Origin of the sequence: Pseudoalteromonas arctica A 37-1-2 (genome assembly GCF_000238395.3) — a bacterium.
GTDB lineage: Bacteria > Pseudomonadota > Gammaproteobacteria > Enterobacterales > Alteromonadaceae > Pseudoalteromonas > Pseudoalteromonas arctica.
On the sequence record NZ_CP011025.1, the window covers coordinates 3,023,503 to 3,035,319 of the forward strand.

The following is an 11,817-nucleotide window of genomic DNA, read 5'->3' on the forward strand; positions in this document are numbered from 1 at the left end:
CGCCTATTTATGGGGAATAACCACACTACATAGGCTCCGCCTTGCCTAAAAACCAAACATGCTGCTGCAAAATCAATCACGAAAGGTCAACACGCCCTAGGTAAGTTAATAACGAGCCGGTGGCTTTGCTGGCCACTGGCCCAGTATTTACGCTCAAAAGGCGTAATTGCATCGTCTGACTCATAAAGCGTTACATTGCAAGGGTTGCCTGTTAATTCAAGCGCCCGAGCAAACTCCTTAACGTAAATATCCCAATTGCTGCGCACTTCTAATTTTCCACCTAACTTAACGATAAATGGAAAAATAGCCGCGCCATGCCAGCGTCTACGAATATGCTTAGATTTAGGCCACGGGTTTGGATACAACAAATAATGGTGCGTAGGTTGCCAATTAGCAGCAACCGCTAAACGCCAAAAGTCATTTAAGTCTGCTTGCACTAAGATGTACTGACCACTGTCGGTTTGCTTATATTCAACATCGTGCTTATCTAATCGGTGCGACGATTTATCAATACCAATTATAAGTGCATCAGGGTGGCGCTTAGCTAAGTTAGCTGAGCTTTCACCTACGCCACAACACGAGTCTAAAATAAGCGGGCCACTAAAGGCTTGTACTTTAGCATTAACCTCGTCAAATGCGGCTTGGGTGTGTGCTGCAATTGGCTTTTTAAATTCAGCATCTAAGTGCTTATTTACTATTTCATCAAGCTTTTCGTGAATACCCGCTTGATTAGATACAATACTACGTGAATTTGCATCACTCATTAGTGTCTTAGCCCCACACCTTTTTTGATCAATGTAAGCGCTAATGTAAATAACGCTGTTATAAATACTAAAATAACCCCAAGAGCCACGCTCAAATCAACATCCGACACACCTAAAAAGCCATAACGAAATGCGTTAACCATATAAATTATAGGGTTGATTTGTGATACATTCTGCCAAAATTCAGGCAGCAACGTAATTGAATAAAATACACCGCCTAAGTAAGTTAATGGCGTTAGTATGAAGGTGGGGATAATGCTTATATCGTCAAAACTGTTTGCGTAAATTGCATTAATTAAACCACCTAAAGCAAACACAGCTGAGGTTAAAATAACCGTCGCAATAATTACAAAAATATTATGAATTTGAATATCAACAAATAATAACGACACACAGGTAACTATAAAGCCCACCATAATACCGCGCGTCATACCGCCCCCCATATAACCTAGAACAATGATGTAGTTAGGTACAGGTGCAACTAAAAGCTCTTCAATGCTTTTTTGAAACTTTGTTGAGTAAAAACTAGAGGCTACGTTGGAATAGGAATTAGTAATGACTGACATCATTATAAGGCCAGGTACAATAAACTCCATATAACTAAAGCCGCCCATGTCGCCAATGCGTGAACCAATTAAGTTACCAAAAATAACAAAATATAAGCTCATCGTAATTGCTGGCGGTACTAAAGTTTGCACCCAAATACGTAAAAAACGAATGCACTCTTTAATCCATAAACTCTTTAAGGCTACGCCATATTTAAACATTTATTCGCCCCGCCCTTGCTCTAGTAATCCAACAAATAACTCTTCTAATCTGTTTGCTTTATTTCGCATACTCAATACAGTATTACCTTGAGTTGTTAATGCACTAAAAACCGCATTTAAGCCTTGAGACTTAGCGACTTCCACTTCAACAGTATGATCGTCCGTCATGGTAAATTTATAGCCTTCAAGCGTTACAGGGCTTGCTGGCATCTTTAAATCTAAAATAAAGGTTTCTTTATCAAGTTTTGCAAGCAGTGCTTTAATGGTGGTGTTTTCAACAATTCGACCAGAATCAATAATAGCAATGTTTTTACACAGCAACTCTGCTTCTTCAAGGTAGTGTGTAGTTAAAATAATAGTGACGCCTTGCTCATTTATTTGGCGTAAAAAATCCCACATTGAACGACGAAGTTCTATGTCTACACCAGCTGTTGGCTCATCAAGTATAAGTAGCTTGGGTTCGTGCATAAGCGCACGTGCAATCATTAATCGGCGTTTCATACCGCCTGAAAGCGTACGTGCTTGTTTGTCTTTTTTCTCAAGTAAGCCAAGTTGCGCTAAGTACTTATCTGCGCGTTTATGAGCTTCAGCGCGTGGCACACCATAATAACCTGCTTGATTAACAAGTATTTGGCTAAGTGTTTCAAATTGGCTAAAATTAAACTCTTGCGGCACTAAGCCTAAATGCGCTTTAGCGGCTTCTAAATCAGTGTCAATGTTACAACCGAATACTTCTACTTTGCCCTTTGTTTTATTAACAAGTGACGAAATAACACCAATAGTGGTTGATTTACCTGCTCCGTTTGGACCAAGTAAAGCAAAAAAGTCGCCCTCATGAACTTGTAAATCAACGCCTTTAATAGCCTCAACACCATTTTTATAAACCTTGGTAAGGCCTTCTATATTTAAAGCAATATTTTGCTTATTCATTACTTACCCTCACCATAACCCCAACGTTTTGTTAGGTTATGTTCAATATTTAAATGATCTAAAATTCTCGCCACCATAAAATCAACTAAGTCTTCAATACTCTGTGGCTTATGATAAAAACCAGGTGCTGCTGGCATTATGGTCACACCTAAACGAGATAATTTAAGCATGTTTTCTAAATGGATTTCGTTAAATGGTGTTTCGCGTGGCACTAAAATTAGCTGACCGCGCTCTTTAATAACTACATCGGCAGCGCGCTCTAATAAATTATCTGACGCCCCTACTGCAATTGCAGAAACCGACCCAGCACTACACGGGCATACCACCATTTTTTTAGGTGCAGCAGAGCCCGAAGCTACAGGGCTAAACCAGTTATCTTTACCATATACTTTTAGTTGCTCAGGTTTAGCATTAAACAGCGCACTTAACTGCTCAGTTGCTTTGTCTTCATTACCAGATAGCTTTATGTTTGACTCTGTATCAAGTACCACTCGCGCTGCACTTGAGATAAGTACGTAAACTTGAAATTGCTGCTCAAGCAATACTTCAAGTAACCTCAAACCATAAGGCGCACCTGATGCACCGCTAAAAGCGAGCGTAATTCTATCTTTAAATTGCACACTATTCTCCGCTGTATTTATCAGCTAAACCATCAACAAGGTGTTGATGAAGGCCATTAAAACCGCCATTGCTCATAATTAAAATATGTTGATTAGGCTCAATATTTTCAAGCACTGTATCAATAATTGTTTGTGTACTGTTAAAGCACTGCATACCGGCTTTATCTGCTTGCTCTTTTAGCGACCAATTTAGATTCTCTGGTTCAAAAAGTAGTACATCGTCAGCATCGCGCAGTGAATCTAGTAATGTATATTGGTGCACGCCCATTTTCATGGTGTTTGAGCGCGGCTCTAAAATAGCGATAATTTTTTCATCGCCTACTTTTGCACGCAATCCTGCAAGCGTTGTTTTAATTGCTGTTGGGTGATGTGCAAAATCGTCATACACTTTAATATTATTTATATCAGCCTTTAGCTCCATGCGCCTTTTAGGGCTAATAAACTCACCTAAAGCATCAATACTATGATCAACAGCTATACCTACATGGCGCGCTGCTGCGATAGTCATAATCGCATTTTTAACATTATGCTCACCAAATGCTTGCCAGCGAACTGTGCCCTGCTTTTCGCTATTTAAAAGTACATCAAACTCACTGCCATCGGCTTTTATTAACTCATAGCTCCAGTCACCACCTAGAGTTTCACTTTCGCTCCAAAGCCCTTGTGCTATTACATCGTTAAGCGCGACATCTTGCTTTGGCCAAATTACTTTGCCGCTTTGAGGTAATGTACGCATTAAGTGATGAAATTGTTTTTTTATTGCGTTTAAATCTTCAAAAATATCAGCGTGATCAAATTCAAGGTTATTTAAAATAAGTGTACGCGGAAGGTAATGTACAAACTTACTGCGCTTATCAAAAAAAGCAGTATCGTATTCATCCGCTTCTATAACAAAAAAAGGCGTTTCGCCCACTTTTGCCGATACACCAAAATTTTGCACTATGCCGCCAATTAAAAACCCTGGCTTTAAACCTGCGTACTCTAAAACCCACGCAAGCATACTTGCTGTGGTTGTTTTACCATGCGTACCGGCTACAGCAAGTACCCACGAGTTTTGTAATAGGTTATGTTTAAGCCATTCAGGGCCAGATGTATAAGACAAGCCTTTATCAAGCACATATTCAACACACGGGTTACCACGGCTCATTGCATTACCGATAACTACCATATCTGGTTTTGGTTCTAATTGAGATACGTCGTAGCCTTGAGTCAGTTCAATGCCGAGCTCTTCAAGTTGCGTACTCATTGGCGGGTAAACGTTTTGATCAGACCCTGTTACCTTATGACCCAACGATTTTGCAATGGCTGCGATACCGCCCATAAACGTGCCACAAATGCCCAAAATATGTATATGCATATACTTTCCTTAAGTCGTGCGCTCACTTTACAGCTATGCAAAGTTTAATGGCGCTATAATGCCAAAATTCGTGCTTAGTTACTATGTACGTCTGCACAATTCACTCGTGCCAAAAACACGTTAATTAGTTTTTTAAACGCTAAAAATCAAAAAATAGGCACGTTCACCTACCCTGTATTGCTTTTAATCAATTATTATCAATGTTATAAACCAGCTTGCTGTATAACTTTAAAACTTAAAAAGGACTTAATATGAAAAAACTATTCTTTATAGCCTGTATTTTACTTAGTCAAAAAAGCTTTGCTTTGGAATTTGCTAAGTACCCAATAGAACTAAGTTCGGGCGAAGGCGTTAATGTTGTTATTGCCCCCACAACAGATAAAAAACAAGCTTTAATAAAAGTAACAGGCATAAACCATGATATTGATGGCATCGTATTTTTAACCGATTTAAAACCTCATGGTAGTAATAAAGCTTACAAATATACTTACGATGGTACACAAAGAAGTTTAGTAAGTGTTGAGGAAGGCTACCGCTGTTGCTCTTACAATCTTTATATTCCAGACACTCATGATGGAATTTACTTATCAAAAAAAGAAGAGTCAAACCCTGCCATTGTTGAAGACTTAAAAGCGCAATACGATCAACAATTAAATAAAGGTACTCAAGCTAAACTAGCGAAGTTTAATCGTGAAAAGCATTTAGGGTATCAACAAAAAAATATAGCTACCGCTAATAGCGAAATAGATAAGCAATGCGGATTAAAAATAAATACCAATGTTGATTGGGAAAGCATTGATGATGAAAACCTAAAAGAATATCCAGTGGGTTCATTTTGTGCACAAGTTGCAAACGAAATGGCATACATGTGCGAAAAAGACCAAAGTTTTAAAAACGACATAGCTCAGTTCAATGCTATCGAATGTAAATTTACTAATGAGCTAAAACTACGTAAAAATGGTAATACACTTATATTTAAAACAGCGCCAAAAGCCGCTAACCAACGCCGTTTTATTGAAGCTTATTTATTAAATTTATAAGCTGAGTTTAAAACCAAAAAAAGCACCTAAAGGTGCTTTTTTTGGTTTTACTAATTAAGTTTGTTTATAGCGTTAAAAATACAATCAAACCGACACCTAGTAATAAACGATATATTACAAATGGCAACATACCCATTCGCTCTATTACTTTTAAAAACATAAATATACATGCATAAGCCGATAAGAACGATAGCACCACACCAAGCAATAATGTATTCCAATCAACTACATGGTCACCCAGTGCAAGCTCTGCAATATAATAAAGCCCCATCATAGAAATAATCGGAATCGCTAGTAAAAACGAAAAACGCGCTGCGCTTTGCTTATTCATACCCAACATTAAACCAGCGGTCATCGTGATACCTGATCGAGAAGTACCCGGGATCATTGCAACAGCTTGTGCGAAACCAATGATAAGTGCCGTTTTCCAATTGAGCTGATAAATAGTTTTAATTTGTTTCCCTTTTGCATCCGCGTACCAAAGCAACAAACCAAATACAATCGTGGTAGTAGCAATTACCCAAGCGCTTCGCAAATATAACTCAATAAAGTCTTTTAAAAGTAAACCTAAAATAGCGGCAGGCACTGTACCTAGTATAATCCACCAGCCTAATTTACTGTCATCGGTAGTGCCTTGCTTACCAAAAGATTTAAACCATGCGCTTAGTATATCTACTACCTCTTTGCGAAAATAAATAACAACGGCAATTAAAGTACCAACATGTACTGCTACGTCAAACGCAAGCCCTTGATCTTCCCAGCCTAAAATTTGCGATGGGAGAATTAAATGCGCTGAACTCGATATTGGTAAAAACTCAGTAAATCCCTGTATGAGGGCTAAAATAATTATTTCGATGATACTCATGGGTTAGAAAACTCCACCTTCCATAGCTTTTGTTGAGGGTTATTATATTCATTCCATAACTGCGCAATCGTTTGCTTAGCTACAGGATGATAAAAATCTGGGGCAACCTCACTCAGAGGTTGTAATACAAATGCATTTTTAGTTATTTCATCACGTGGTAATTGCGCTGGGGAGTCGCAAATTACATCATCATAAAACAGTAAATCTAAATCGAGCGTTCGTGGACTAAATTTTTTATCGTTCGCTGTACGCCCATTATCACGCTCTATTTGTTTTAATAAAGCGCATACATCAGCAAGCGACATATCAGTTGTAGCGCCAACTACTGAATTATAAAAATTATTGCCAGCAAACCCAACTGCTTCACTTTCAAAAACAGACGAGTGCACAATGTGCTCAAAGTGCTGCTTAAGTGCAATTAATGCACATTGTATATAATGTGCTTTATTTATATTTGACCCTAGGCTGATATAAATTTGAGCCATTTAGTCAGTTGCCTTAACACGTGTAATTTCAACACCCACAGTTTGTGCTTGTGCTACAGCTGCAGGTTTACTTACTCTTATAGTAACTTGTGGCGTATTAAACTCGCTTAAAATAATCTCAGCCAACTGCTCAACCAAAGTCTCTAGCAACTCAACAGGTTTTGCAGTGCAGTGCTTAATAACGCGTTCGCTTACTTTTGAGTAATCCAGTGCTAAATTAATATCGTCATTTTCGGCTGCAGGCTTAATATCACTAAGCATTTCAATATCAAAATAAAGGCTCTGTTTACTTTCTTTTTCAAAGTCGTACACTCCAATAATAGTGTCGACGTGCAATTGAGATATAAAAACCTTATCCATTGATACTCCAAATAACAACAAACGACTAAGCAACTATACAAAGCATCAATAAAATTAATACTGTATATGGTTTAGCCAGTGTTTAAATATGTGAAAATAACTTCTACAATAGCAAGATAACTAAACTAGCTATTAAATAGCCTGTTAATAATTTTCACGATAAATTTTGCTGCCAATAATAGCTTAAAAGTACTATCAATTGGTATAGCAATTAAAAAATAAGGAAGCGTGTGTTAGCCACTTTAATGTTTGTTTTAGCTTATTTACTTGGGTCGATTTCGTCGGCTATTTTAGTGTCGCGGTTGTTCAAACTCCCTGACCCTCGTAATAGTGGTTCTAACAACCCAGGGGCTACAAATGTTTATAGATTAGGCGGAGCATTTCCGGCTTGCTTGGTTTTAGTGTTTGATATTTTAAAAGGAACTATTCCAGTATGGGGGGCTTATTTTTTAGAAGTTGAACCTTTAGAGCTTGGTTTAGTCGCTGTAGCAGCTTGCTTAGGCCATATGTACCCACTGTTTTTTAGCTTCAAAGGCGGTAAAGCCGTAGCAACGGCATTTGGCTCATTATTACCTATTGGCTTATCATTGGCTGGTTTACTTGTATGCACTTGGTTAGTTATAGTGGCAATAACACGCTATTCATCACTGGCAGCACTTGTAGCTGTATCTTTAGCGCCCTTATATACATGGCTAATAAAACCACTTTATACTCTTCCCGTTACTTTTATCACGCTGTTAATTATATTTCGTCACCGTACTAATATTATTCGACTATTTAGCGGGGAAGAACCAAAAGTGGGTGCTAAAAAAGCATCCACTGATGAAAACAAAAATATCTAAAATATGAGTCATTAAATCGGCTCAAGGCTATCTATTGGCCAGCGAGGTTTAGTTTTCATGTCAAGACTTGCAAACTGACCTGCTTTTAAACGTTGCATTCCTGCATAAGCAATCATTGCACCGTTGTCGGTACAAAATTCAGTACGCGGATAAAAAACTTCGCCTTTCATACCTTTCATTACGCGTTCAAGCTGCAGTCGAAGCTGTGTATTTGCACTTACGCCACCGGCGATTACTAAACGCTTAATACCTGTTTGTTTAAGCGCTCGCTTGCACTTAATAACCAGCGTATCAATAACCGCTGTTTGAAATGCATGCGCTATATCAGCTTTAGTTTGATCGTCGTCGTCATTTTCACGAATAGTGATTGATGCTGCAGTTTTTAAACCACTAAAACTAAAATCAAGACCTGGTTTGTCGGTCATCGGGCGAGGAAAAATAAAGCGCTTCGCAACGCCTTGTTCAGCCATTTTAGCTAAGCGCGGACCTCCAGGGTAGTCAAGACCAAGTAACTTAGCCGTTTTATCAAAGGCTTCGCCTGCGGCATCATCAACTGACTCACCTAGTACTTCGTATTGTCCAATACCCGCTACTTTAACCATCATGGTATGACCGCCCGATACAAGCAATGCAATAAACGGAAACTCAGGAATATTTTCTTCAAGCATCGGAGCAAGTAAATGCCCTTCCATATGATGAACAGCAACAGCTGGAATATCCCAACCGTATGCTAATGAACGACCAATAGAAGTACCTACCAATAATGCACCAACCAAACCAGGACCTGCGGTATAAGCAATGCCATCTAAATCTTCGGGGCCACAACCCGCTTGTGCAAAAGCTGCGTCTATAAGTGGTAGTGTTTTACGAACATGATCGCGCGATGCAAGCTCTGGCACAACACCGCCATAATCAGCGTGTACTTTTACTTGGCTGTATAATTGATGAGCTAACAAGCCTTTTTCGTCATCGTATATTGCAATACCCGTTTCATCACATGACGATTCAATACCTAAAATTCGCACTGTATTTCTCCTGCCTTTAAAATTTCACTTTGCTGTTTTATAACGTAAGACCAATATTAGTTTGACCATCTTCAAGGGCGAACTTTTTAAGTGCCTTTACGCTATCAGAGGTAATACGCCCCATATTTTCTACAAAATCAATTAGCTCACCTAATACTTCAATTTCGTATTGCATTAATGGATGCTCTCTAACTGCTGTGTTATCTGCAAGCTCCCCCTCAACAGTTAGTTGATATTCGATAAAACGCGCCACTGTTGCTTGAGAAATTTTACTGACACTAATGAACTCTTGCTCATCTTGCGCCATTAAACCATGCATTAAGCTAAGTAAAGACGTTGCAGCATCAATAGCAGGGTAAGTACCAAACATATCAAAATCAGCAAGTTCAGGAACATTCGGTTCTATTTTTTCAACTTGTTTTTCGAGATCTATTTTACTTTTAGGCAGTAATATTTTTTCCCAACAAACATTAAGCGAATTACGAAGTAAGGTTTCATCACCAAACCCCGTTGCTTCGCTAAATAAACCGTAATTTGGCAGCATTCGCTCTATTAAAGCACTTGCTAAAACAGCTTTTTGTAAATAGTTAAGCTCTCTAATACGCTGAAAATTATTTGCTTTAGTCATTCTTTAACGTCTCACACGACCAACAAAAATCAAATGTTGATCCATTATGCTCATTACAGTTAGGGCATACCCAATCTGGAGCGGATTGTTTTACTTGTTGATAGTTTACCAATATTTGCCGCGCATGGCGCTCTTTTATCGCATAAACCTGCACACTAACTTGTGCTTGATCAAATGGAATTTCTCCCAATGCGCCTTGAAGCATCTCACCTTTTATTTTGCATTCAATGCCACTGGTTTGTATTAAACCTTTAATAATATTAGCTTCAAGGGTATTTTCGGCTTTATAAATTGTAACCCATTGAAAAGAGCTATCAGTTGAATTTTTATTATTAATATTTTGCAATATTCACCTCATTTATTTTGTGTTAACAATATCCTACGCTAAATTATTAGCATACTAATATGCTGCACTTTTAAGGAATAAACATGACACTTACAACCCCGGGCCTACTTTTCCCGGCCATATCGCTGCTATTACTAGCCTATACAAACCGATTTTTAGTTTTAGCGCAATTAATTAGGGAGTTAAATACGCGCGAGGGTGAATCTATTCGCCCTGTTGTAGTGGCTCAAATCACTAATTTACGTAAACGCATTAAGCTAATTAGAACAATGCAAGTATACGGTGTCGCCTCTTTTTTACTGTGTACATTTTCAATGTTTGCTTTATTTATTGAATTTAATACCACGGGCATTATTTTATTTGGTGTTAGTTTAGCTTGCTTAAGTCTATCGTTATTAACGTCTTTATTTGAAATACATATTTCCTGCGATGCAATTGAAATAGAACTACAAAGCATTGAAAACAAACCATTAAGCAATAGGATTAGTCGGAATTTTGTGAAATGAATTTGTATTTATCGTCCCCCTATTATTTGTCACACGAATCTTATATGTATGCCCTATTTTGGGGCACACTTTTTTATTATTTAGAACAATCAGACTCTAAGTATCCAACTAACCTACTGACTAAAAATAACTTTATCAAAATAGTCAATTGCAAAAATGTCGATAAAGAGCAATAAACAACTAGTCTTCAATTAAAAAAGTAATACTATTTGGTCGCTTTTTTCTTTAATTAATACTAAAAGGGGGGTATCCTGCTGGAAACATGTATGAACTTGCAAATATATTTCAATATAAAATTTTACTAAACTTTAGAATAAAAATTAATATATTTGATGTCCGCTGTATCTGCGACTTACTTATAAAAAGGGACTATAAAGTGAGATTTGAACAATTAGAGCAATTTGTAGCACTTGGAGTGTTACGTCACTTTAGACAAGCAGCTGAACAAACCCAAATCAGTACTTCAGCGCTAACGCGCAGCATTCAAACACTTGAAAATGAAATGGGATATGAGTTAGTAAAACGCTCAACACGTTCAGTTAAATTAACGCCAGAAGGCGAACTTTTTCTTGAATATGCTAAAACGACTCTATCGGAACTTGAGCTAACGAAAAAACGGATTTTTCAATCAGTAAACGGTAATGCTAACGAAAAGCTGGTTATTGGCTATACCAATAAGGCAAGCAGCATAGTACCTATTTCTTGTGGGCAGTTTTTAGCTCAATATCCACATATAAAAATTGAAATGCAATTACAAAATCAGCAAGAGCTAACACGTAAACTCCAACAAGGAGAAATAGACATAAGTGTATACTCTCAAGCGATTAATAGTATTGGCAGTGATATTCACCTACCTGATCAGCTTGTATTATTTGTTTCAAAAAATCACCCTCTTGCACATAAAAACGATATAAGTAAGCAAAACCTTGATAGCTATCCTATGTTTGGCTGCTTCTCTCAATCGAAACAAGTGCAAACCATGCTTAATGAAGCAATTGATTCTTTAAATAAATCATCAAGTATTAAAGTGGGCAGTATTGATCAAGTAATGGCTGGCGTAGTTAAATCAGATCACTTTGCTATTGCAAGCATTGAACATGCAAATACAATCGCAGAAAACCCTGAACTCGTGCAACTGAAAACAAATAAAGATTTAAACCACGAACAACTCGTTGTACAAACAAGCCAGCAAACCTCTATTACTGAACATGTAGAGCATTTACTATCGCTTATAAAGAAAGCGGGAGCTACATTTAGCTAATCCAATATTTTAAAAAGTGCG

General features: G+C 37.8%; 15 protein-coding genes. 4 read left to right on the forward strand and 11 right to left on the reverse strand.

Annotated elements, in window-relative coordinates; translation table 11 throughout:
* Positions 1-86: 86 nt before the first annotated feature.
* Genes trmB through mpl form a run of 5 tightly spaced genes read right to left on the reverse strand, consistent with a single transcriptional unit; the run spans position 87 to position 4,438 of the window.
* Complete coding sequence (gene trmB, locus PARC_RS13660; protein ID WP_010554414.1) at positions 87-764, reverse strand: tRNA (guanine(46)-N(7))-methyltransferase TrmB; 678 nt, start codon at positions 762-764, stop codon at positions 87-89.
* A complete protein-coding gene (locus tag PARC_RS13665) occupies positions 764-1,531 on the reverse strand; it encodes an ABC transporter permease (RefSeq protein ID WP_010554413.1) in 768 nt (255 codons plus the stop codon). Before PARC_RS13665 ends, trmB begins: the two co-directional genes overlap by 1 nt.
* Positions 1,532-2,461, reverse strand: a complete 930-nt coding sequence (locus PARC_RS13670; RefSeq protein ID WP_010554412.1) for an ABC transporter ATP-binding protein — start codon at positions 2,459-2,461, stop codon at positions 1,532-1,534.
* The gene (locus PARC_RS13675; protein ID WP_010554411.1) at positions 2,461-3,081 is read right to left on the reverse strand and encodes a flavin prenyltransferase UbiX; all 621 of its coding nucleotides are present in this window, start codon (positions 3,079-3,081) and stop codon (positions 2,461-2,463) included. Before PARC_RS13675 ends, PARC_RS13670 begins: the two co-directional genes overlap by 1 nt.
* Position 3,082: 1 nt before the next feature.
* Positions 3,083-4,438 (reverse strand): UDP-N-acetylmuramate:L-alanyl-gamma-D-glutamyl-meso-diaminopimelate ligase, encoded by a 1,356-nt coding sequence (gene mpl, locus PARC_RS13680; protein ID WP_010554410.1) that lies wholly within the window; start codon positions 4,436-4,438, stop codon positions 3,083-3,085.
* 251 nt (positions 4,439-4,689) lie between these two features.
* Between mpl and PARC_RS13685 the strand changes: the two genes are divergently transcribed.
* The gene (locus PARC_RS13685) at positions 4,690-5,478 is read left to right on the forward strand and encodes a hypothetical protein (protein WP_010554409.1); all 789 of its coding nucleotides are present in this window, start codon (positions 4,690-4,692) and stop codon (positions 5,476-5,478) included.
* 64 nt (positions 5,479-5,542) lie between these two features.
* Here PARC_RS13685 and PARC_RS13690 read toward each other — a convergent pair whose 3' ends face one another.
* From PARC_RS13690 to folB, 3 genes are read right to left on the reverse strand one after another with little or no spacing between them, the layout of a single operon-like run.
* Complete coding sequence (locus PARC_RS13690; RefSeq protein ID WP_007584742.1) at positions 5,543-6,343, reverse strand: undecaprenyl-diphosphate phosphatase; 801 nt, start codon at positions 6,341-6,343, stop codon at positions 5,543-5,545.
* Positions 6,340-6,828 (reverse strand): 2-amino-4-hydroxy-6-hydroxymethyldihydropteridine diphosphokinase, encoded by a 489-nt coding sequence (folK, locus tag PARC_RS13695; RefSeq protein WP_010554408.1) that lies wholly within the window; start codon positions 6,826-6,828, stop codon positions 6,340-6,342. The genes PARC_RS13690 and folK overlap by 4 nt, the downstream gene beginning before the upstream one ends.
* Complete coding sequence (folB, locus tag PARC_RS13700; protein ID WP_007584738.1) at positions 6,829-7,188, reverse strand: dihydroneopterin aldolase; 360 nt, start codon at positions 7,186-7,188, stop codon at positions 6,829-6,831. It lies immediately after the preceding gene.
* 230 nt (positions 7,189-7,418) lie between these two features.
* Here folB and plsY point away from each other — a divergent pair, with 230 nt between their 5' ends.
* A complete protein-coding gene (plsY, locus tag PARC_RS13705) occupies positions 7,419-8,030 on the forward strand; it encodes a glycerol-3-phosphate 1-O-acyltransferase PlsY (protein ID WP_010554407.1) in 612 nt (203 codons plus the stop codon).
* An 11-nt stretch (positions 8,031-8,041) separates the two neighbouring features.
* Here the strand turns inward: plsY and tsaD are convergent, their stop codons facing one another.
* From tsaD to PARC_RS13720, 3 genes are read right to left on the reverse strand one after another with little or no spacing between them, the layout of a single operon-like run.
* Positions 8,042-9,055, reverse strand: coding sequence for a tRNA (adenosine(37)-N6)-threonylcarbamoyltransferase complex transferase subunit TsaD (tsaD, locus tag PARC_RS13710; protein WP_010554406.1), 1,014 nt, complete (start codon positions 9,053-9,055; stop codon positions 8,042-8,044).
* 37 nt (positions 9,056-9,092) lie between these two features.
* Entirely contained in the window at positions 9,093-9,683 is a 591-nt protein-coding gene (locus PARC_RS13715; protein ID WP_010554405.1) for a YjaG family protein, read from the reverse strand.
* Positions 9,676-10,029: a putative signal transducing protein gene (locus PARC_RS13720; RefSeq protein WP_010554404.1), complete on the reverse strand. Its 354-nt coding sequence runs from the start codon at positions 10,027-10,029 to the stop codon at positions 9,676-9,678. Before PARC_RS13720 ends, PARC_RS13715 begins: the two co-directional genes overlap by 8 nt.
* Before the next feature lie 83 nt (positions 10,030-10,112).
* On the opposite strand from PARC_RS13720, the gene PARC_RS13725 reads away from it, so the two are divergent.
* Positions 10,113-10,535 carry a DUF2721 domain-containing protein gene (locus PARC_RS13725; protein ID WP_010554403.1) on the forward strand — a complete coding sequence of 141 codons (423 nt, stop codon included), beginning with the start codon at positions 10,113-10,115 and terminating at the stop codon, positions 10,533-10,535.
* Positions 10,536-10,911: 376 nt separating this feature from the next.
* Positions 10,912-11,796 carry a LysR family transcriptional regulator gene (locus PARC_RS13730; protein WP_033012560.1) on the forward strand — a complete coding sequence of 295 codons (885 nt, stop codon included), beginning with the start codon at positions 10,912-10,914 and terminating at the stop codon, positions 11,794-11,796.
* Positions 11,797-11,817: the final 21 nt, after the last annotated feature.